The sequence below is a fragment of the Arthrobacter pityocampae genome (assembly GCF_002927275.1).
GTDB lineage: Bacteria > Actinomycetota > Actinomycetes > Actinomycetales > Micrococcaceae > Arthrobacter_D > Arthrobacter_D pityocampae.
In genome coordinates this window covers 1-19,232 of record NZ_PRKW01000007.1, presented here as the reverse complement: position 1 = coordinate 19,232, position 19,232 = coordinate 1, and the positions used below count along the sequence as shown (strand labels likewise).

The window sequence follows — 19,232 nt, the reverse complement described above, 5'->3', positions numbered from 1 at the left end:
AGACGATGACCGAGAACCTTCCCGATGAGGAACTGACCCTCAGGGACGAAGAGCCCGAGGTGCTGAACGACGCGCTCGCCCCGGAGGCCTTCGACCCGGTCCTGGAGGGCCGTCCGGACAGCTACGAGGGAGCCGCGGAGGTCGACCCGGACCACTGGCAGGAGGATCCCCTGCTGCAGGACGAGCCCGGGCTGACCGGCGTCGCCGACGAGAACGGCGTCCCCGTGATCGGCGAGGAAGGCGTCCTCAGCGACCAGACCCTCCGCGCGGAGACGGCCGAGGCCCGGTACGAGCACGGCGACGAGCAGTATCCGACCGAGGAGCCGATGCTCGGTGAGGCCGCGGCCGACGTCGATTTCGGCATGATGGAGGACGACGAGGTCGACGCCAGCGACGACCCCGCCAACCGTGGCGGTTCGCCGCTGAGCGCGATCGACGAAGCAGACAGCGAGTAACGCCTGCTGCAGGACGAAGCCCCGGGGTCGCACCCCCGGGGCTTCGTCGCGTCCGCACCCGTGACGCACCCCACATTCGGAATACGTCCCCGCGCGCCCCGGTTGCCGCCAGTAGACATCGACCGGAAAGTAGGACCTCGTGAAACTGTTCTCCCCCCTCACGCTCGGCACGCTCGAACTCCCCAACCGCGTGGTGATGGCGCCGCTCACCCGGGTCCGTTCCGGTGACGCAGGCATCCCGGGCGATCTCGTGGTGGAGCACTACCGGCAGCGCGCCTCGCTCGGCCTGATCGTCAGCGAGGGCACCTACCCCAGCCATGCCGGCCAGGGCTTCCCGGGCCAGCCGGGCCTGGTCGAGGACGAGCAGCTCGCGGGCTGGAAGCGCGTCACGGACGCCGTCCACGCCGACGGAGGGCGGATCGTCGCGCAGGTCATGCACGCGGGCCGGGTGACCCACCCCGACACGAACGGCGGGTACGAGGTGGTGGCGCCGAGCGCCGTCGCGATCGACGGCGTCACGCGCACCAGCACGGGTAAGCAGCCCTACCCGGTGCCGCACGCCCTCACCACCGAGGAACTCCCGGGCATCATCGAGGAGTTCGTCACCGCCTCCCGGAAGGCCATCGACGTCGCAGGCTTCGACGGCGTCGAACTGCACGGCGCCAACGGCTACCTGCTGCACGAATTCCTCTCCCCCGAGTCGAACCAGCGCGAGGACGCCTACGGCGGATCGCCGGAGAAGCGCGCGCAGTTCCTGATCGAGCTCGTCACGGCTGTCGCGGCCGAGGTCGGCGCGGAGAAGGTCGGCCTGCGCATCTCCCCGGCGCACAACATCCAGGACGCGCTCGAGACCGAGGCAGCCGACGTCCACGCGACCTACGGCACGCTGGTCGACGCCCTCGCACCCCTGAAGCTCGCCTACCTGAGCGTCCTGCACGCCGATCCCACGGGTGACCTGGTGCAGGACCTGCGGACGCGCTTCGGCGGCCCCGTCCTCATCAACAGCGGGTTCGGTGTCATCACCAATCGCGACGAAGCCATCGCCATCCTCGAGGACGGCGTGGGCGACGCCGTCGTCGTCGGCCGTCCCGCCATCGCGAACCCCGACCTCGCACGCCGTTGGCAGGAGAACCTGCCGGAGAACGAGCCGAACCCGGCTACGTTCTACTCGACGGGCGCGGAGGGTTACACGGACTACCCGTTCTACGACGGTTCCCTGAACGCCGGCTAGGATCCGGGCCGGTGCCTACCAGCGCACTGGAGGGCACCCTCGTCACGCGACGGGGGTGCCCTTCGCGGTTCGTGGCCTACTCCCGGACCGCAGATGGCGGTCCAGCCGGGCCCGGAGCTCCGGGAGGCGGAGGGCGGCCCACCCGAGGAGGAGGGCGACGGCCAGATGCGTGTGGAGCATCAGCATGACTTCCGGGGAGTGCCCCTGCGCGGCCCCCGACCCGACGGGCACATCGCCGTCGTGGTGGACCGCCGGGCCGGAAGCGACTCTCACGGGACCTGGCGCGAGTCCGCCGAGGAGCCAATGAAGCACCTGCTGTCCGGCGCCGAGCAACAGTAGGACACCCCATCCGGGTAGCCGCACCCGCCCGACGAGGGTGGCCGTCAGGACGGCGAGCGCCGCGAGAGCGCACAGTATCGGGAGGCTCGGGAGCGAGCCTCCCGATAGGGCATGGACGCCCGCCCCGAGCCCCACCGTCAACAGACCGACGGCGGCAGATCGCGCGATCGCCCGTGGGCGGCCCAGGGACGGCGCGACGGTGTCCGGTGCTTCCATGACCCGATAGTAAGCCTGCTGATGACTCGGCGCTACTTGGAACGCCGCCGCGATGCCCGGGGAGGCCGCTCCGTAGACTGACGCCCAGGGAGCTCGTGCTCCCCCGAACCGAAAGGACGAGCGCATGTCAGAGAATCCACGCGACGACGACCGGGTCCACAACGAGGCCCCCGCCGAGGGTGACACTGCCGCCGACCCGGCGGACATCAGGGTGCACTCCGAGGAACCTTCCGAGGGTGCGGACTCCGACGACCAGACGGGCGCTGGGTCCTGAGGAGCAACGCCTTCACGCGGCAGACGGAGAACGCCGACCTCGGGGTCGGCGTTCTCCGTCCGGTGCATGGTCGGGGCGCGCTCGTCCCGGTGTCGCGGGTCAGCGGGTCCCTTCGACGATCTCGCCGAACGGTACTTCCTTGGACGTCTCGGCCCCGCGATCCAGGGCCTGGTCGCTGATCAGGATGCCGTGCTTGCCTTCCGCGACGGACTGTTTCATGACCATCAGCACTGTCTCGGCAAAGCCTTCGTCCTGGGCCTCGAGGTATCGGATGTAGGCGGGCGGGAAATTCTCGGGAACGGTCAGCATGCTGTTCACGCTACCCGCCGTCGTGCATCGATGCCTGGCCTGTTGCCCGGGTTGCGGGCGTGCCTTTGATGGGGTTCCGTGCCTAGCGGCGGCGCTTCTCGGCTGCCTGCCGCCCCAGTTCGGCGACTGCGGCGGCGGCCACGACGAGCGAGAGCGCGACGGCGGCCAGCATCACGTACAGCACCACGAGGGTGGTCATCGGCGATGATGCGCTGTGGAGGATCCGCAGACCACCGAACAGCCCGACGGCCCAGAAGACCCCCACACCTGCAAGCGCATAGGCCGCGCGTCGATGCCCGCGGTCGAACCCCATACTCCGGGCGCACTGCGCGAGGAGTCCCTGCCATTGATCCATAGCTCAACTATGGCGGGGCGCCCGGACAGCGCGGCGAGGCGTCGTTATCGTGTTCCTCACACTGGCAGATCACACCCCCGATGACGTAAGGTGCGCCCGCACCAGGGGGCGGACGAGCCGGGGCCGGTTGCGGGCGCAGGTGAGGCCGTGCAGCACCTGGCCCGGTCGACGATCCACTCGCGCGACCGTCCGGGAGGGGCGCCCGCTCGCCGATCAGCGGTGTGCAGCGGGCCCGGATGCGCTCCCGACCGAACCGGCAGACGGGGAAACCTCCTCCGGTGCTGCAACCGGGAGAACCGACCGGTCGTCCACCGCTGTCACAGACTCCCTCGACGAGCTCTGACTGCGGCATGGAGAAGCATGTCCCGGCGTTCACCGCCGATATCCTGGTAGCTGCGCAGGAGCCCTTCCCGGTGGAATCCCGCGCGGTCGGCGCTGCGGACCGAGGCGGTGTTCCACGGCTCGATATGGAGCTCCACCCGGTGCAGCTCGGGGATGGTCCACGCGAAATCCAGGAGCGCGCGCAACGCCCTTCCGGCAACACCCCGTCCGCGCGCACTGGGCATGACCCCGTAGCCTGCCTGGGCGCGCCCCTGCTTCAATTCACGGGTCCACAGCCCCATCTGGCCCAGAGAGCAGCCTGTCCCGGCATCGGCAATGGAGAAGGAGAAGCCCGTGCCGTCGGTATGGCGCTGCCGTTGACGTTCCACCCACGCAAGAGCTTCCTCCCTGGATGCATGGCTCGGGAGAGTTCCGATCATGGGGACGTAGTCGTCGCGGGCCAATTCCATAGCCATCCCGGTGTCGTCATCCTGGAACGTGCGCAGCACTACGCCGTCGTAGCTCGGATCTTCGACGGGCCACGGCGGCACGTCGGAATTGGTTCCCATACCTCAGCCTCGCACATCCGAAAACTCCCCGGATCCCTGCCTCGCCCGCGTCCGGCGATCAGCTGCGCCGCGTCCCGTCGAGGGATGAGACGCTTCACCCTCCCACCCCTGCGCCGTATGGAAGTATTGCCACGTGCTGGAAATCCGCCCGAACTGCGAATGCTGCGACCGAGACCTCACCCCCGCCGACGAGGCCTACATCTGCACTTTCGAGTGCACATGGTGCCCGGACTGCGTGGAACGCTTCAGGAATCGGTCCTGCCCTAACTGCGGCGGCGACCTTCAACGGCGTCCTGTCCGGCCGGCAGCGACACTGATCAACAACCCGCCGAGCACCGTCCGGATCGTCTCCTCCAGTTGCCGGCAGCAGCTCACCAGCCTCTAGGTGAAACCCGCGTCCGTCTGCTCGGTCCGTTCACCCGGAGAAGATCCTGAGGATGCGTCCGGTCTGCGGCGTGACGGGCACGACGCTCGCGGAACCGTCACGACCTTCCGGGGATTGCTCGCGCGCCCTGCGCCCTGAGAGCGGGCCGGTCCCCCTATGCTGACGACTGCCGGGTGTCGTCTGCGCCGGGCAGGGTCCCGCGGACCCACGACATATGGGGGAAAGAAATGTTCGTACTTCGCCGTGTTCTCTTGCCGATCGCGTGGCTGGTGGTGTTCGCCGTCATCGCCGTCGCCCTGGTCAAGATCGCCTTCTTCGACGGCGTCGAGCTCGCCGCCGACGCCCAGTACCCGACCGCCGAGGTGATGACACCGGCCGTGCCGGTGGGTCTCGGAACGGTCGCCAACACGATCGAGCTCACAGGAACGGTCGCCGCCGACGACGGCGTCCCGGTGCGGTCGACGGCCCAGGGCGAGGTCGTCGTCGTCTTCGTCGAGGAGGGCGACTCCGTGGAGGAGGGCACCGCCCTGTTCCAGGTGCGGGAACCCGCGAAGATCCAGCCGGCGCCCGCCCCGGTCGAGGAGGCGGTGGACGGCGACGACGACGCACCCGCGCCTGCAGCACCCGCACCCGTCGAGACGGTCTACGAGTACTACGACATCCTCGCCCCGGCGGCCGGGACGCTGACGGCGTTCACGCCCCTCATCGGCGAGTCCGTCGCCATCGGACAGACCGCCGGCACGGTGAGCCCCGGCACCTATCACGTCACCGGCACACTGACAGCAGCCCAACAGTTCCGGCTGCTGGACCGGCCGTCGTCGGCGGTCATCTCCATCACGGGTGGAGCCGCACCGTTCACCTGCACCGAACCACGCATCGACGAGCCGCAGGATGCATCCGGTGGCGGGACCGACGCCGGATCGGAACGGGCGGCCATGGCGGGCCCCCTCGCCCCGCCCCAGGGCCCCGAGGCCGACGGCGGGTCGACTCCCGCGGGTGCACTGTCCTGTCCCGTCCCGGCCGAGGTACCGGTGTTCGTCGGCCTCTCCGCGGACATCGTGCTGAGCGCGGGGGTCGCGGAGAACGTGGTCACCGTGCCGACGACGGCGGTGAAGGGATCCATCGCCACGGGCGTCGTGTGGGTGCAGGACCCGGCCGGTGAGACCACCGAGCGGGAGGTGAAGCTCGGGCTCAATGACGGTTCCTTCGTGGAAATCACCGAAGGGCTCGCGGAGGGCGACATGATCCTCGAATTCGTCCCCGGCAGCGACGCCCCCCTGAACCAGGACCCCTACGCGATGATGGGCGGCTAGGGCGTGCGGCACCGCACCGGTCCACCCGCTGCGAGCGACGGTGCACCGCTCGTGTCACTGCGCGGGGTCACACGAACGGTCAGGATCCTCGACGCCGAGGATCTGCACGTCCTGCGTGGCATCGACCTCGACATCCACCGTGGCGACCGCGTCGCGATCGTGGGGCGATCGGGCTCGGGGAAGTCGACGCTGCTCAATCTCCTCGGACTGCTCGACGTCCCCACCGAGGGCGGGCTGTTCTTCGAGGGGGCCGATGCCCGCCGCCTCGGAGCCGACGAGCGGGCCCGCCTGCGCGGGTCCGCGGTGGGTTTCGTCTTCCAGCAGTTCAACCTGCTGCCCGGCCGGACCGCCCTGGACAACGTGATGACGCCCCTGCTGTACGCGGGCGGGCGGCAGTTCTGGCGCCGTGAGAAGCTTGCCGCCGCGATGCTCGAGCGGGTGGGTCTGGGCTCCCGGCTCCGTGAACTGCCGCAGAAGCTCTCCGGCGGCGAGCAGCAGCGCGTGGCGATCGCCCGCGCCCTGGTGCGCGGGCCCCGGCTCATCCTCGCGGACGAACCCACCGGGGCCCTCGATCTCGACACCGGGGCGGCGGTCATGGACCTGCTCGACGACGTCGCGCGGGAGACCGGCGCGGCGCTCGTGACGATCACGCACGACGTGAGCGTCGCGGCGCGGTCGCAGGACCTCTACCGGCTCGACGCCGGCGTACTCAGCCGCCAGGTGGTTCCGGCATGACCGCGTTCGTCGCCTCGGTGGTCGAGGCATTCTCCGAGCTGCGGATCCATAAGACGCGTGTCCTGCTCGCGCTGCTCGGCGTGATGCTGTCCGTCGCCGCGCTCACCTCCGTCGTGGCCCTCGGGACCATGGCGCAGGCCGGTCTGGTCCAGTCCTCGGAGCGTACGAGTGGGCGCGCGGCGACCCTCGGCGCGAGCGTGTACTCCGCCACGGGTGCCGTCGACACCGGAAGCACGCTGGCCGCGTACGACGACGTCGTGGAGCGGTACCGCATCGGCTACAGCTCCGTTCGCCTCGACACCAGCCTCTCGATCCGGGGACCGGCGGGGGTCGTGGCGGCGCCGACGACCATCATCGAGCGGGACTACGGTGTGATGCGACGCCTCGACGTCGTCGACGGTTCCTGGTTCACGGAGGTGGACGAGCAGCGCCTCGCCCCCGCCGTCGTGGTGAACGAGGCGTTCCACCGCCTCGTCGGCTCGCCCGACCTGAGGTCGGCGCCCGGTCTCACGATCGAGGCCGAGACACCCGTCAGCGCGACCATCGTCGGCGTCCTGGCCGACGACTACGCCGAGGCGCAGCCGCAGGCGTTCCTCCTGCGCGGGCAGGCCGAGCAATGGGACCTGGGCCAGGACCAGGGCATCCCGCCCGCCCTCGAACTGTGGGTTCCGGAGGAGATCGCGGACGCCCTGACCGCCCGCGTGCAGGGTGATCTCGCCTCGCAGCTCGGTGCGGAGGCGCAGGTGTACCGGCAGGACTACGCGGCGCAGGGTGACCCGTACGCCGTCGTGACCCTTGGGATCGGCGGGATCGCGGGGCTCGTCCTCGTGCTCGGTGCGGTGGGCCTGCTCAACATCTCGATGGTGACCGTCAAGTACCGCGTACGGGAGATCGGCATCCGGCGCAGCTTCGGCGCGACGTCGGGCCGGATCTTCTTCGGCGTCATGACGGAATCGGTCGTCGCGACGTTCGTCGCCGGTGTTGCCGGCGTGATGCTGTCCGTCGCGGTCATCAAGCACCCCCGGGTGGAGTCGTTCATCGCCCAGGGAGTGACGGACCTGCCGCCCTTCCCCGTGGGGGCTGCGCTCATCGGAATCGCAGCGGCCACAGCGGTGGGCGCACTCGCGGGACTCATCCCGGCACTCGTCGCCGTCCGTGTCAAGGTCATCGACGCCATCCGCTACTGAGCAGCAGGAAGGGAGCCCCCCCATGGCGGACTCCCTTCCTGGCCGGCCGACCGATCACTGACCGGCTCGACCGATCAGCGGCCCGAGCGCGGATCGTCGTTCCGCGTGACATCCGGGTCGATGGAGTCGGCTTCCTGATGGTGATGCGTCACCGTCTCCCGTAACCCCTGTGCGTCGGCCTGGCGTTCCTGGGCCTGCTGGCGGAGCCTCTCGGCCTCGACCTCGGCCCGCTGGGCTTCGGCCTCCGCCATCGAGGCCTTGGCTTCACGCTCTCTGGCCTCCAGCTCGGTGGCCTTCGCCTCCTCACGCATCTCGGCCGCGCGCTGCCGGTCCGCTTCCTCCTGACGCTGATGCTGGGCCGCTCTGCGCTTGCCGGTGAGGATCGTCACCACGGCGATGACGGCCAGGAGGACGAAGATCCCGACGACGATCCACACCACTTGACTGGTATCCACTGCTGACTCCTTCGATCGTTGATGGCGACGGCCGGCCGGGGGCGTCCCCTAGCCTCCGAAACCGCCCAGCCCGGGGATCTTGCCCAGCAGATCCTGCGGGTTGATGCCGAACTTCGCGAGGAGGTCGGAGTGCTGCTCCGGGTCCACCTGGTCGGGGAGTTCGGACTGCGCCCGGTCGGCGTCGTCGTTCTTGCCCTGGCTCTTCAGCAGGTCGATGATCTGTGCCTTGTCGATGTTCATTGCTGCCTCCTACGGGTCGAATACCGATTAGTAAGCGTGCTTCGGAAGCATCCCACAGCGTCGCCGCGTTGTCACGGGGTCGGGGACGCACCGGAGAATGGCTGGATGCCCCTCCTCCTGACGATCCTCGCCGACACCCACCTGCCGAAGCGTGCCCGGCACCTGCCCGGTGAGGTGTGGGACGCGGTCGAGGCGTCCGACGTCGTCGTCCATGCCGGGGATTGGACCGAGCTGCCGCTGCTGGACGAGCTCGAGGACCGGTCCCGCCGTCTCATCGCCTGCTACGGGAACAACGACGGCGGTGAGCTCCGGTCACGCCTCCCCCTGGTGGCACGGGCCGAGCTCGACGGCGTCCGCCTCGCCGTCGTCCACGAGACGGGCCAGAAGCAGGGACGGGAAGCCCGCATGGCCTCGCTCTATCCGGACGTCGACGTCCTGGTGTTCGGACACAGCCATATTCCCTGGGACACCCGGGCCACGACGGGACTGCGTCTGCTGAACCCCGGCTCCCCCACGGACCGTCGCCGTCAACCGCACTGCACGTTCATGACGGCGACCATCGACGCCGGCCACCTCGACGTCGACCTGCGCCGCCTACCGCCACGCTGACCCGGGTGCGCTCCGGTTTGATCACCGGACGGTCCCGGCCGGGTTCCCGAGTGGCGACACCCCTGCGGAACCACCGAGGACGCGCGGCGTTGGTAGTGTGACCTGCAGAAGTCAGCCGTCTGTCGAAAGTCTTGGAGCCCCGTGAGCAAGCACCTGTATCCGCTCGTGTCAGCCACCGCGGTCATGCTGTGCGGCCTCACCCTCGGGGCCCTGCCCGCGGCGGCCACAGAGGTCTCCCCCGCCACCACGCAGACCAGCCCTGCGCCCGAGTCGGAGCAGACGGACCGGACACCGACGCTGCAGCGGGAGACGACGCCCCCTCCGGCGACAAAGCCTCCGCCCGCTGCATCGACGACGCGACCTGTCCCGAAGAAGGAGACACCCGAGCCTCCTCCGCCCGTCGACCCGACGACCGAACCCACACCTCAGCCGACGACGGCGCCACCGGTGGTCAGCCCTCCGCCGGTCGAGCCCACGGAACCTCCCGAGCCGACGAAGGCACCGACACCGACGCCGGATCCCACGCCTCCGCCGGCACCCGCACCACCACCTGCCCCCGTCCCTGTCCCGGTGCAACCGGTCGTCCCAGTGGCTCCCCTGCCGCCGGCGCCCGAGGTGTTGCCTGCGCCCGCGGTCATCGAGGAGGTGCCGGTGGAGAAGACTCCGTCCCCGAAGCCCACGAAGACCTCCGCCAAGCCCTCCCCGTCCGCAGCCCCGTCCACCACTTCCCCCGCGCCCACACCCACGGCATCCGCGACGGCGAGCGCCGACAGTGAGGTCGTGGCGGTCGACCGCACGGATGCGCAGAAGCAACCGAACATGCCGTTCTTCGCGGTACTCTCGCTCGTCATCATCGGCTGCATCGCCGGGCTCGTGAAGGTCGTCGGGCCGTTCGTCGAAGGACGGTCGCACTAGGTTCCGCGGCACCTGTTCCCTTCCTCCGCGAGCCCTACTAGGCTGGGTGCCGACCGGCTCGCGGAGCCGTCGACGAATCGAGGAGGTGGAGTCATGAAGAAGGTCCTTGCCGTTGCGCTGTGCGCCGACCGCCCCATGAACCCCGCCTCCCCGGCCTTCGCGCTGTAAGCGCGCCCGCGGGAGGCCTCCTCCGGAGGAACCGCGTTGAACACTCTGCTGCAGTACGGCTTCACCGACCGCATCGGTGCCCTCTTCTCCTTCCACTTCCCGTCCGGCGTACAACCGGCCAGGATCGTCCGCGCAGACCGCGGACGGGTACTGGTCGCCACACCGGATGGCATCCTGCACCTCGACAGCCCGGACTCCCTGGTCACCGGCGACTGGATAGGCCTAGTGGGCGACGGCCGCATCGCCGGCCACCTGCCCCGCTCGTCCCTGCTCCAGCGCAAACGGGCGTACGACCCGCTGTCCGAGGCGCAGGCCCTGGCCGCGAACATCGACCTCCTGGGCGTCGTCGTACCTCTGGACCGGCCGCTCTCGACCAACCGGCTCGAGCGCACGCTCGTTGCGGCGTGGGATTCCGGCGCCGTGCCGCTCGTCGTCCTGACCAAGGCCGATCTCAGCTCCCGCTTCGACGGCGTGGTCGCCGAGACGGTGGACCGTGCCCGTGGGGTCGAGGTGCTGACGACCTCGGCGGAGGTCGGCGACGGCCTCGAGCACCTGCGCGGGCGGATCGGGGCCGGGCAGACGCTGGCGCTGCTGGGACCCTCGGGCGCTGGCAAGTCGAGCCTGATCAATGCGCTCGTCGACGACGCCCGTCAGGGGACGGGAGAGGTTCGTGCGACCGATGGGCGGGGCCGGCACACGACGACGGCCCGAGAGCTGGTGCCGCTCGGCGACGGCGGGGTCCTCATGGACACGCCGGGGCTTCGCGGCTTCGCCCTCTGGGACGCGGAGGACGGGCTGTCCCAGGTGTTCGGCGACGTCGAGGAACTCTTCGCCCGGTGCAGGTTCCGCGACTGCGCCCACGAAAGCGAACCCGGGTGCGCGGTGCAGTCCGCCATCGCGTCCGGGGACCTGGAGGAACGCCGGTGGCTGAGCTACCGGAAGATGGATCGCGAACTCGCGAGCCTGCATCGTCGACAGAACGTCGCGGAGCAGCGGCGTTACGGGAGATCGTTCCACCGGGTGGCTCAGGAGGCTGCCCGGGCCAAGGACTACAGGAACCGGTTCCGCGAAGGGTGACGGCTATGCCGCCCGCGGGTTGTGCTGATGGAGCCCCCTGTCGGATTCGAACCGACGACCCCCGCTTTACAAGAGCGGTGCTCTGGCCAACTGAGCTAAGGAGGCGTGCTGGCCGTGCCAGCGCCGCGCCGTCGTCATGATCCAGCGGTGAGTGCTGCCGCAGGCAACCCGACGCCGAGCGCTCAATAAGGGTAGCCCAGCGCCTGCACCGCGGGAAATCGGCCAGGCGGCCAAGTAGGCCCGACCGGATAGAGTCGTTTCAGAGACCAACTACTGTATGGAGCCCGCTGTGAGTGCTGCACAACCCTCGACCATCCCCGGCGTCAAGGAGTCGTTCTCGGCGGACGGCCAGTACGGCGATTTCGACTTCATCGTCGTCTCCAACCGACTGGCCGTGGATCGCGTCGTCGACGACAACGGCGAGAGTTCGTGGCGGCGTTCGCCGGGCGGCCTGGTGACCGCGCTGGCCCCGGTGATGGCCAAGGCCGACGGCGCCTGGGTCGGCTGGCACGGCGCACCCGACGAGACGCTCGAGCCCTTCGACGAGTCGAACATGCGCCTCGTACCCGTGCCGCTGAGCGCCGAGGAGGTGGAGCTGTACTACGAGGGGTTCTCGAACGCCACCCTCTGGCCGCTCTATCACGACGTCATCGCCTCCCCCGAGTTCCACCGCACCTGGTGGGACTCCTACCGCCGGGTCAACGAGCGCTTCGCGGAGGCGACGGCGTCCGTCGCCGCCGAGGGCGCCACGGTGTGGGTCCAGGACTACCAGCTCCAGCTTGTCCCCAAGATGCTGCGCGAGGCCCGCCCGGACCTGAAGATCGGCTTTTTCAACCACATCCCGTTCCCGCCGCTGGAGATCTACGCGCAGCTTCCGTGGCGCCGCCAGGTCATCGAGGGGCTGCTCGGCGCGGACCTCATCGGATTCCAGCGGCCGAGCGACGCCAGCAACTTCCTGCGATGCGTGCGCCGCTTCAAGGGCTACACCATCAAGGCCCAGCAGGTGCAGGTCCCAGCGGGCGACGACGGCGCACCGGGCTATGTGTCGCGGGCCGAGGCGTTCCCTATCTCCATCGACACCGCGTCGATCGCGGAGCTGGCGCAGCGACCGGACGTCATCGAACGCTCCAAGGAGATCCGGCGGGAACTCGGCGACCCGGAGCACATCCTGCTCGGCGTCGACCGACTCGACTACACCAAGGGCATCGGCCACCGACTCAAGGCCTACGGGGAGCTGCTGGAGGACGGCGCCATCACGGTGGAGGACGCCGCCCTCATCCAGGTCGCCAGCCCGAGCCGCGAGCGCGTGGAGCAGTACCGTCTCCTCCGCGAGGACATCGAGGGTGCGGTGGGCCGCATCAACGGCACGCACGACACCATGAAGAACACGGCGATCCGCTACCTGCACCACAGCTACCCGGTCGAGGAGATGGTGGCGCTGTATCTGGCGGCCGACGTCATGCTCGTCACCGCACTGCGGGACGGCATGAACCTCGTGGCCAAGGAATACGTCGCGGCGCGGACCGGCAACACGGGCATGCTCGTGCTCAGCGAGTTCGCCGGCGCAGCGGACACCCTGCGTCAGGCCATCCTCGTCAACCCGCACGACATCGACGGGCTGAAGGCAGCCATCGTCGCAGCCGTCACCATGCCGAAGGCGGAGGCCATGCGGCGCATGCGGCTCATGCGCCGCCAGGTGGTGCACAACGACGTCGAGCGCTGGTCGCAGGCGTTCCTCGCCGCCCTCCAGTCCGAGGGCACGGCCAGTGGCGCTTGAGGCCGGGCTGCGGGCCGCCCTCCGCACCCTGGCGGCGACCCCGCACCTCCTCGTGGCCCTCGATTTCGACGGCACCCTGGCGCCGATCGTCGAGCGGGCGGAGGACGCCCGCGCCCTCCCGGCGTCGGCCGCGGCCGTCCGCGTGCTGGCGGGCCTGCCCTCCACGACGACGGCGCTCATCTCCGGCCGGGCACTCGACAGCCTCCGAGCGGTCGCGGATTCCCCGTCGGACACGATGCTGATCGGCAGCCACGGCGCAGAGACCTGGACCGGACCGGACGGCGCGCCGCTCGCGTTGACGCCACACCAGGCCGAAGTGCTGGCACGCGCCGTCGCCGTCGTCGAACACGTCGTCGCAGGGCACCCCGGGACACGGATCGAGTTCAAACCCGCCGGCGTCGTCCTCCACACGAGGACCGCGGCGGACGCCGTCGCCGATGCTGCCGTGGCGGCAGCCAGGGCAGGGCTCGCCGCGCTGGACGGTCTGCGCATCACGGACGGCAAGCGCGTCCTCGAGATCTCTGTGGTCGAGGCCGACAAGGGTCAGGGACTGGCCCTGCTGCGGCAGGTGTCGGCAGCGACGGCGGTCTTCTTCGCAGGCGACGACGTCACGGACGAGCATGCCCAAAGGACCCTAGGCGCCGGCGACGTCGGCGTCAGGATCGGACCCGGCGAGACCGCCGCATCCTTCTCCGTCGCCACCCCCGAGGCATTCACCGAGGTGCTCGAGGAGTTGGCGGCGCTGCGCGCGGCGGGTGCACCCCGCTAGGGAACGTGCCATACTCAGAAGGCGTGACCAACGTCACCGGTACTGCTGGCGGACCACGTGCAACAACTGAATATCTTCCATTCACTACGGATCGTCGGGCACGTACCTGCCCGTGAAAAGGAACCAATTCCATGGCAACGGTAACGTTTGACCAGGCCACGCGCCTGTACCCGGGCACCGAGAAGCCCGCCGTCGACAAGCTCAACATCGACATCGCCGACGGCGAATTCCTCGTCCTCGTGGGGCCCTCCGGTTGCGGAAAGTCCACCTCCCTTCGCATGCTCGCGGGCCTCGAGGACGTCAACTCCGGACGCATTCTCATCGGTGACCGCGACGTCACGGATGTCCCCCCGAAGGATCGCGACATCGCGATGGTCTTCCAGAACTACGCCCTCTACCCGCACATGTCGGTGGCCGACAACATGGGCTTCGCGCTCAAGATCGCCGGTGTCTCCAAGGAGGAGCGCGCCGAGCGTGTCCGCGAAGCGGCGAAGCTCCTCGACCTCGAGGACTACCTGGACCGCAAGCCGAAGGCCCTCTCCGGTGGCCAGCGCCAGCGTGTCGCCATGGGCCGCGCGATCGTGCGTAACCCGCAGGTCTTCCTCATGGACGAGCCACTGTCCAACCTGGATGCCAAGCTGCGCGTGCAGACGCGTACGCAGATCGCCTCGCTGACCCGCCGTCTCGGCGTCACGACGGTGTACGTCACGCACGACCAGGTCGAGGCCATGACCATGGGTGACCGCGTCGCCGTGCTCAAGGACGGCATCCTCCAGCAGGTGGACACCCCGCGCAACCTGTACGAGCGCCCGAAGAACGTCTTCGTCGCCGGCTTCATCGGCTCGCCCGCCATGAACCTCCTGGAACTGCCGGTCGCCGACGGCGGTGTCCTCTTCGGTGGCATCGTCTACCCCGTCCCCGGCAACGTCCTCGAAGCCGCGGCCGGCAACACCGTCACGCTCGGTGTCCGCCCCGAGGACCTCGTCCTCGCCGCCACGGGTGAGGGACTGCAGGTCGAGGTGGACGTCGTCGAAGAGCTCGGCGCCGACGCCTACATCTACGGCCACACCACGCTGGACGGCAAGGACCACGACATGGTGGTGCGCGTCGACGGTCGCCGCCCGCCGATGAAGGGCGACAGCGTCTACGTCCGTCCCGAGCAGGGCCACGTGCACCTGTTCGACACCACGAACGGACTCCGCCTGGCCGAGACGGTCTAGGTTCTTCGCGGATCACGCACGACGACGGCGGTGGTTTCGCCGGGCATCTCCTGGATGCCCCGGGGGGACCGCCGTCGTCGTTTAACGGCCACTACGCTTGATGCAGGCTCCTTTTCCCGCCCAGACACGAAGGCAGTACCCATGACAGAGACCTCGAACGCGCAGTGGCATGACGAGCCGACGGACTACGACCAGACCGGCAAGCTGCCGCGGGTGCGTCCCGCATCCTCCGAGGCCCCCAACCTGGGATCGCTCAACATCACGGCGGCGACGACCGATCCCGAACTGCTCGACCTGCCCTGGCACGTGGCCCTCGAGGAATGGCCGGCCAGTGCCCTCGCAGCCCTCCCCCGCGGCATCTCCCGGCACATCGTGCGTTTCGCGCACCTCGGCGGGTCGGTCATCGCCGTGAAGGAGACCGGTGAGCACATCGCCCGCCACGAGTACCACATGCTCCGCAAGCTGCAGCGCCTCGACGTCCCCTGCGTGGAGCCGGTCGCCGTCATCTCCGGCCGTGCCACGCCCGACGGCGAGGAACTGGACCCCGTCCTCGTCACCCGCCATCTCAAGTTCTCCCTGCCGTACCGCGCGCTGTTTTCCCAGACGCTCCGGCGCGACACGCTGACCCGGCTCATCGATGCGCAGGCGCTGCTCCTGGTGCGTCTGCACCTTGTCGGCTTCTACTGGGGCGACGTCTCCCTCTCCAACACCCTGTTCCGGCGCGACGCCGGGTCCTTCGCCGCGTACCTCGTCGACGCCGAGACGGGCGAGCTCTACCCGGAGCTGTCGACCGGCCAGCGCGAGTACGACCTCGAGATAGCCCGCGTCAACATCGCCGGCGAGCTGATGGACCTCGCGGAGGGTGGCCTCATCGAGGAGAAGGTGGATCCGCTCGCGACCAGCGAGTTGATCATGGACAGCTACCGTCGGCTGTGGACCGAGCTGACGGAGCAGGAATCGTTCGAACTCGGGGACCGCTGGCGTGTGGGGGCGCGGATCCGTCGCCTCAACGAGTTGGGCTTCGACGTCGAGGAATACGCGATCAAGACGGCGGCCAACGGGACGCAGATCCAGCTCCAGCCCAAGGTCGTCGATGCCGGACACCACAGCCGCAGGCTCCTCCGTCTGACGGGCCTCGACGCGCAGGAGAATCAGGCCCGCCGACTGCTCAATGACATGGACGCCTACCGGGCGGACAACAACCCGACGCTGGACGAAGAGTTCACGGCGCACCTGTGGGTGAATGAGGTCTTCGAGCCCATCGTGCGCGCCGTCCCGCGTGAGTTGGGCGGGAAGCTCGAGCCCGCCGAGGTGGTCCACGAGGTGCTCGAGCACCGGTGGTACATGTCCGAGCGGGAGGACAGGAACGTGCCGATGGCCGAAGCCGTGCAGTCCTACCTCGACGACGAACTACGGCACCGCCGTGACGAAGCGGCGATCATGCTGACGGCGGACGCGGAGACCATCGGCATCGACGAGGACTCGGAGCACAGCGACAAGTAGGCGCTGAACGCAAGGGACCGGCAGCCAGTGGCTGCCGGTCCCTTCCTCAGGTTCTGCGTCCTACTACGGGCAGGTGGTCGTCGTGCCCTGGAATTCGACCTCGGTGCCGCTGGGCACGCCCTGGCACAGCTGGGCCAGCTCGGTGAAGGTCGGGATCAGCGCGATCAGACCGGCCAGGACAATTGCCCCGAGGATCGTGAAGATCGCTCCGATAATGATGCCGGCGAGGGCGAACCCGTTGCCCATGCCGGCCTTCCGTGATTTCACGAAGGCGACGATGCTGATGATCAGACCGACCGGCGCGATCAGGATGGCCAGGATGAATCCGACGATGCCGAGCGTTCTTCCCGGGTTCTCCGCCGTCTGGACCTGGTAGCCCTGCTGTCCGGGGTAGTTGCCGCCACCGGGGCCGTAGGGGCTCTGCTGGCCGTAGGGAGACTGGGCCTGTCCGTAGGGAGAGGGTGCCTCCCCATAGGGGGACGTGCCCTGCCCGTATTGGGGCTGGCCCTCGCCGTAGCCGGGCTGCCCCTGCTGCCCGTACTGGGGCTGGCCCTCGCCGTACTGCGGGGCGTTCTCCCCGTACCGCGGCTTGTCCTGCTCGCCGTGGGGCGGGCCGCCCTGCGCTCCCGGATTGTTGTCAGACATGCTGCCCCCAAAATGGACGTAGTGGAAATGACGGAGACTTCCGACAGTTTCCTGAACGATATCATCGGGCGTCATCGCTCAACCGGCGCGAACGACAACGATCAGGCGACGATGGCCTTCCCCGGATTCAGGATGCCCAGGGGGTCGAAGACCTCCTTGATACGGACCTGCAGTTCGAGGACCGCCGGTGATTGCTCCCAGGCGAGCCACCTCAGCTTGTACTGTCCGACTCCGTGCTCTCCCGTGATCGTCCCGCCGAAGTCCAGCGCCAGGCGTACGGACTCGTCGAGCGCCTCGTTCAGCCGGTCCTGTGCTCGCCGGCCCTCACTGCGGGCAACCCAGAAAGTGGGATGCAGGTTCCCGTCGCCGGCATGCGCCACGATCTTCAGGTGGACGGAATGCCGTTCCGCCATCGCTTCGAGTGCTTCGACATAGTCGACGAGACGGGATTTGGGTACGGCGACGTCCTCTCCCACCCGGAACAGGTCATCCACGTCGTCTCCCCTGCTGTGTCGCCTCAGATCGACGAGCCGGTCGGCTTCGTCAGATCCCTCGCGGGTGACGTCGGCGCCCAGTCCTACCAGGACCGTCCGGATGGCTTCGGCCTCTGCCGCCGCACCATAGCCATCGGTCCTGACCAGCAGGAGCGAACCACCTCGCTGCCGGAGGTCCGAACCGTGTACGCCGTCGAGTGCCTCGAGAGTCCTCCCGTCGAGGAGTTCCAGGATGGAGGGCTGCACCCTGGCACGGCCGATGGCGAGGACGCCGGCGGCGGCCCGAGGGAAGTCGTCGAAGAAGGCAGCCAGGGTGTGGACGTCCTGCGGCAGGTAGCGGAGGCGGACGGTGACCTGCACGACGATGCCCAGCGTGCCTTCCGACCCGGTCATCAACGCCGTCAGGTCGTATCCAGCGACTCCCTTGAAGGTGCTGTGGCCGGTCGAGATGAGGGTGCCGTCTGCCAGGACGACCTTCAAGGCGAGAACGGAGTCGCGCGTCACGCCGTACTTGGCGCAGCGGAGCCCGCCGGCATTCGTGGCGACGTTCCCTCCGATCGTGGACCATCGATAGCTGGCGGGATCCGGTGCGTACATCAGGCCGTGCTGTGCTGCAGCGGTATTGAGGTCGGCGTTGATCACGCCCGGTTCGACGACGGCGGTCTCGTCGTCAGGGTTGATCCCGAGGATGGTGTTCATGAGCTCGAGCGACAGGATGACACAGCCCTCGGTGGCGTGCGCGCCTCCGGACAGCCCGGACCCTGCGCCACGACTCACGACCGGCACACGATGCCGGGTGGCCCACTGCATCACCGCCTGCACGTCCTCCACGGTGCGCGCATGGATCACCGCGCTGGGCAGGACTGTCTGAAGCTGCGGGCCCGTGTCCCGGGAGTATCGCGCGAGATCGTCCGGTGCACGGGACACACATTCCGGGAGCGCCTGTTGAAGTTCGTCGAGCGGCGTATGAACCATCAGGACGCACCCATGAAGCGTCGGTAGCGTGAGAGGGCGTCCGGCCAGAATGCGCGGTAGAACTCGTAGGCGTCCTGCGGATCCTCTGCGGTCCAGCCACTGTGGACGAGCGTCAGTGTGACCCCGGTCCTCACTGCTCCGGTTCCGTCGCGTTGCGGTGCCGAGGGCGTAGAGGTCATCGAGGTCGAAGCGGGCTCGTCGGCCGGGGCCATCTCGATGCGCACCACCGTCGTCGAAGCCGACCCGACCTGCCGCCATGACATCTCGAGCCACTCTCCAGAAGAGCTGTCGGTCACCTCACCCCAGACGTTCTCGTCATCGTGGGCAGACGTCTCTACAAGGGCATTGTCCTCGAGATCGAAGAAGCTGTCCTCGCCCCAACGGCTCAGCTCATCGGCCGGCCACCACAGATGAAGATGCTCTGTCAGCCCTGCCCAGGCATGGTCGCCTGGCGCGGGGACCCAGGCCGAGAACCGTAGTTCTGGTCGTCCTCCCGAGACGCCGGTCCGGGCAGGAGGGTGCGAGAACAATCCACTCATGACTCGACAGTACCGGTGGTGGGTGGTGGGTGCTTAAAGGGGGGAAGGCCCCGACGTGGTGTCGGGGCCTTCCCTGGAAGTGGTTGTCCGGCGGTGTCCTACTCTCCCACACTCTCTCGGGTGCAGTACCATCGGCGCTGTGGGTCTTAGCTTCCGG

Annotated in this window: 23 protein-coding genes and 1 tRNA gene; 14 read left to right on the top strand and 10 right to left on the bottom strand. The window is 68.9% G+C overall.

Annotated features, from left to right (window positions below):
• Positions 1-5 precede the first annotated feature (5 nt).
• Together C4K88_RS15530 and C4K88_RS15525 are read left to right on the top strand one after the other, a co-directional pair.
• Positions 6-455: a hypothetical protein gene (locus C4K88_RS15530; protein WP_104122583.1), complete on the top strand. Its 450-nt coding sequence runs from the start codon at positions 6-8 to the stop codon at positions 453-455.
• A gap of 139 nt (positions 456-594) precedes the next feature.
• Positions 595-1,686 carry an alkene reductase gene (locus C4K88_RS15525; RefSeq protein ID WP_104122582.1) on the top strand — a complete coding sequence of 364 codons (1,092 nt, stop codon included), beginning with the start codon at positions 595-597 and terminating at the stop codon, positions 1,684-1,686.
• 42 nt (positions 1,687-1,728) lie between these two features.
• On the opposite strand, the gene C4K88_RS17200 is transcribed toward C4K88_RS15525, so the two are convergent.
• Positions 1,729-2,241 carry a hypothetical protein gene (locus tag C4K88_RS17200; RefSeq protein ID WP_146065718.1) on the bottom strand — a complete coding sequence of 171 codons (513 nt, stop codon included), beginning with the start codon at positions 2,239-2,241 and terminating at the stop codon, positions 1,729-1,731.
• A 124-nt stretch (positions 2,242-2,365) separates the two neighbouring features.
• Between C4K88_RS17200 and C4K88_RS17475 the strand changes: the two genes are divergently transcribed.
• A complete protein-coding gene (locus tag C4K88_RS17475) occupies positions 2,366-2,515 on the top strand; it encodes a hypothetical protein (RefSeq protein ID WP_167399068.1) in 150 nt (49 codons plus the stop codon).
• Between the two features lie 99 nt (positions 2,516-2,614).
• Here C4K88_RS17475 and C4K88_RS15515 read toward each other — a convergent pair whose 3' ends face one another.
• The 3 genes from C4K88_RS15515 to C4K88_RS15505 form a co-directional block, all read right to left on the bottom strand.
• Positions 2,615-2,824, bottom strand: a complete 210-nt coding sequence (locus tag C4K88_RS15515) for a hypothetical protein (RefSeq protein ID WP_146065717.1) — start codon at positions 2,822-2,824, stop codon at positions 2,615-2,617.
• Positions 2,825-2,906: 82 nt separating this feature from the next.
• The gene (locus tag C4K88_RS15510) at positions 2,907-3,179 is read right to left on the bottom strand and encodes a hypothetical protein (protein ID WP_146065716.1); all 273 of its coding nucleotides are present in this window, start codon (positions 3,177-3,179) and stop codon (positions 2,907-2,909) included.
• 317 nt (positions 3,180-3,496) lie between these two features.
• Positions 3,497-4,069 (bottom strand): GNAT family N-acetyltransferase, encoded by a 573-nt coding sequence (locus C4K88_RS15505; protein WP_104122578.1) that lies wholly within the window; start codon positions 4,067-4,069, stop codon positions 3,497-3,499.
• 133 nt (positions 4,070-4,202) lie between these two features.
• Here C4K88_RS15505 and C4K88_RS15500 point away from each other — a divergent pair, with 133 nt between their 5' ends.
• From C4K88_RS15500 to C4K88_RS15485, 4 genes are all read left to right on the top strand, one after another.
• Complete coding sequence (locus C4K88_RS15500) at positions 4,203-4,454, top strand: DUF1272 domain-containing protein (protein ID WP_104122577.1); 252 nt, start codon at positions 4,203-4,205, stop codon at positions 4,452-4,454.
• Positions 4,455-4,681: 227 nt separating this feature from the next.
• Positions 4,682-5,767, top strand: coding sequence for a permuted SH3 domain-containing protein (locus C4K88_RS15495; protein ID WP_146065715.1), 1,086 nt, complete (start codon positions 4,682-4,684; stop codon positions 5,765-5,767).
• A gap of 51 nt (positions 5,768-5,818) precedes the next feature.
• Positions 5,819-6,502, top strand: coding sequence for an ABC transporter ATP-binding protein (locus tag C4K88_RS15490; RefSeq protein WP_306418626.1), 684 nt, complete (start codon positions 5,819-5,821; stop codon positions 6,500-6,502).
• The gene (locus tag C4K88_RS15485) at positions 6,499-7,689 is read left to right on the top strand and encodes an ABC transporter permease (protein WP_104122574.1); all 1,191 of its coding nucleotides are present in this window, start codon (positions 6,499-6,501) and stop codon (positions 7,687-7,689) included. Before C4K88_RS15490 ends, C4K88_RS15485 begins: the two co-directional genes overlap by 4 nt.
• A 74-nt stretch (positions 7,690-7,763) precedes the next feature.
• Here C4K88_RS15485 and C4K88_RS15480 read toward each other — a convergent pair whose 3' ends face one another.
• Together C4K88_RS15480 and C4K88_RS15475 are read right to left on the bottom strand one after the other, a co-directional pair.
• Positions 7,764-8,144: a hypothetical protein gene (locus tag C4K88_RS15480; protein WP_146065714.1), complete on the bottom strand. Its 381-nt coding sequence runs from the start codon at positions 8,142-8,144 to the stop codon at positions 7,764-7,766.
• A gap of 48 nt (positions 8,145-8,192) precedes the next feature.
• Positions 8,193-8,384 (bottom strand): hypothetical protein, encoded by a 192-nt coding sequence (locus C4K88_RS15475; RefSeq protein ID WP_104122572.1) that lies wholly within the window; start codon positions 8,382-8,384, stop codon positions 8,193-8,195.
• Between the two features lie 105 nt (positions 8,385-8,489).
• Here C4K88_RS15475 and C4K88_RS15470 point away from each other — a divergent pair, with 105 nt between their 5' ends.
• From C4K88_RS15470 to rsgA, 3 genes are all read left to right on the top strand, one after another.
• Positions 8,490-8,993: a metallophosphoesterase family protein gene (locus tag C4K88_RS15470; RefSeq protein ID WP_104122571.1), complete on the top strand. Its 504-nt coding sequence runs from the start codon at positions 8,490-8,492 to the stop codon at positions 8,991-8,993.
• A gap of 141 nt (positions 8,994-9,134) precedes the next feature.
• The gene (locus tag C4K88_RS17195; RefSeq protein WP_146065713.1) at positions 9,135-9,908 is read left to right on the top strand and encodes a hypothetical protein; all 774 of its coding nucleotides are present in this window, start codon (positions 9,135-9,137) and stop codon (positions 9,906-9,908) included.
• Positions 9,909-10,112: 204 nt separating this feature from the next.
• The gene (gene rsgA, locus C4K88_RS15460; RefSeq protein ID WP_104122569.1) at positions 10,113-11,153 is read left to right on the top strand and encodes a ribosome small subunit-dependent GTPase A; all 1,041 of its coding nucleotides are present in this window, start codon (positions 10,113-10,115) and stop codon (positions 11,151-11,153) included.
• 28 nt (positions 11,154-11,181) lie between these two features.
• Here the strand turns inward: rsgA and C4K88_RS15455 are convergent.
• Positions 11,182-11,258: transfer RNA gene (locus tag C4K88_RS15455), tRNA-Thr, on the bottom strand.
• A gap of 172 nt (positions 11,259-11,430) precedes the next feature.
• Between C4K88_RS15455 and C4K88_RS15450 the strand changes: the two genes are divergently transcribed.
• The 4 genes from C4K88_RS15450 (at position 11,431) to C4K88_RS15435 (ending at position 16,422) form a co-directional block, all read left to right on the top strand.
• Positions 11,431-12,930 (top strand): alpha,alpha-trehalose-phosphate synthase (UDP-forming), encoded by a 1,500-nt coding sequence (locus C4K88_RS15450; protein WP_104122568.1) that lies wholly within the window; start codon positions 11,431-11,433, stop codon positions 12,928-12,930.
• Positions 12,920-13,699 carry a trehalose-phosphatase gene (gene otsB / locus C4K88_RS15445; RefSeq protein WP_104122567.1) on the top strand — a complete coding sequence of 260 codons (780 nt, stop codon included), beginning with the start codon at positions 12,920-12,922 and terminating at the stop codon, positions 13,697-13,699. Before C4K88_RS15450 ends, otsB begins: the two co-directional genes overlap by 11 nt.
• 131 nt (positions 13,700-13,830) lie before the next feature.
• Entirely contained in the window at positions 13,831-14,919 is a 1,089-nt protein-coding gene (locus C4K88_RS15440) for an ABC transporter ATP-binding protein (protein WP_104122566.1), read from the top strand.
• A gap of 141 nt (positions 14,920-15,060) precedes the next feature.
• Positions 15,061-16,422, top strand: a complete 1,362-nt coding sequence (locus C4K88_RS15435; RefSeq protein ID WP_104122565.1) for a DUF4032 domain-containing protein — start codon at positions 15,061-15,063, stop codon at positions 16,420-16,422.
• A gap of 63 nt (positions 16,423-16,485) precedes the next feature.
• Here the strand turns inward: C4K88_RS15435 and C4K88_RS15430 are convergent, their stop codons facing one another.
• The 3 genes from C4K88_RS15430 to C4K88_RS17190 form a co-directional block, all read right to left on the bottom strand.
• Positions 16,486-17,067: a DUF4190 domain-containing protein gene (locus C4K88_RS15430; RefSeq protein ID WP_104122564.1), complete on the bottom strand. Its 582-nt coding sequence runs from the start codon at positions 17,065-17,067 to the stop codon at positions 16,486-16,488.
• A 101-nt stretch (positions 17,068-17,168) separates the two neighbouring features.
• Positions 17,169-18,536 carry an FAD-binding oxidoreductase gene (locus C4K88_RS15425; RefSeq protein WP_104122563.1) on the bottom strand — a complete coding sequence of 456 codons (1,368 nt, stop codon included), beginning with the start codon at positions 18,534-18,536 and terminating at the stop codon, positions 17,169-17,171.
• The gene (locus C4K88_RS17190) at positions 18,536-19,075 is read right to left on the bottom strand and encodes an SRPBCC family protein (protein WP_146065712.1); all 540 of its coding nucleotides are present in this window, start codon (positions 19,073-19,075) and stop codon (positions 18,536-18,538) included. The genes C4K88_RS15425 and C4K88_RS17190 overlap by 1 nt, the downstream gene beginning before the upstream one ends.
• Between the last annotated feature and the right edge of the window lie 157 nt (positions 19,076-19,232).

Coding starts and splice junctions, on each gene's coding strand:
- C4K88_RS15530 (WP_104122583.1), top strand. CDS start 6: ATGACCGAGAACCTTCCCGATGAGGAACTGACCCTCAGGGACGAAGAG.
- C4K88_RS17200 (WP_146065718.1), bottom strand. CDS start 2,241: ATGGAAGCACCGGACACCGTCGCGCCGTCCCTGGGCCGCCCACGGGCG.
- C4K88_RS17475 (WP_167399068.1), top strand. CDS start 2,366: ATGTCAGAGAATCCACGCGACGACGACCGGGTCCACAACGAGGCCCCC.
- C4K88_RS15515 (WP_146065717.1), bottom strand. CDS start 2,824: ATGCTGACCGTTCCCGAGAATTTCCCGCCCGCCTACATCCGATACCTC.
- C4K88_RS15510 (WP_146065716.1), bottom strand. CDS start 3,179: ATGGATCAATGGCAGGGACTCCTCGCGCAGTGCGCCCGGAGTATGGGG.
- C4K88_RS15505 (WP_104122578.1), bottom strand. CDS start 4,069: ATGGGAACCAATTCCGACGTGCCGCCGTGGCCCGTCGAAGATCCGAGC.
- C4K88_RS15495 (WP_146065715.1), top strand. CDS start 4,682: ATGTTCGTACTTCGCCGTGTTCTCTTGCCGATCGCGTGGCTGGTGGTG.
- C4K88_RS15485 (WP_104122574.1), top strand. CDS start 6,499: ATGACCGCGTTCGTCGCCTCGGTGGTCGAGGCATTCTCCGAGCTGCGG.
- C4K88_RS15475 (WP_104122572.1), bottom strand. CDS start 8,384: ATGAACATCGACAAGGCACAGATCATCGACCTGCTGAAGAGCCAGGGC.
- C4K88_RS15470 (WP_104122571.1), top strand. CDS start 8,490: ATGCCCCTCCTCCTGACGATCCTCGCCGACACCCACCTGCCGAAGCGT.
- C4K88_RS15450 (WP_104122568.1), top strand. CDS start 11,431: ATGGAGCCCGCTGTGAGTGCTGCACAACCCTCGACCATCCCCGGCGTC.
- C4K88_RS15440 (WP_104122566.1), top strand. CDS start 13,831: ATGGCAACGGTAACGTTTGACCAGGCCACGCGCCTGTACCCGGGCACC.
- C4K88_RS15435 (WP_104122565.1), top strand. CDS start 15,061: ATGACAGAGACCTCGAACGCGCAGTGGCATGACGAGCCGACGGACTAC.
- C4K88_RS15430 (WP_104122564.1), bottom strand. CDS start 17,067: ATGTCTGACAACAATCCGGGAGCGCAGGGCGGCCCGCCCCACGGCGAG.
- C4K88_RS15425 (WP_104122563.1), bottom strand. CDS start 18,536: ATGGTTCATACGCCGCTCGACGAACTTCAACAGGCGCTCCCGGAATGT.
- C4K88_RS17190 (WP_146065712.1), bottom strand. CDS start 19,075: ATGAGTGGATTGTTCTCGCACCCTCCTGCCCGGACCGGCGTCTCGGGA.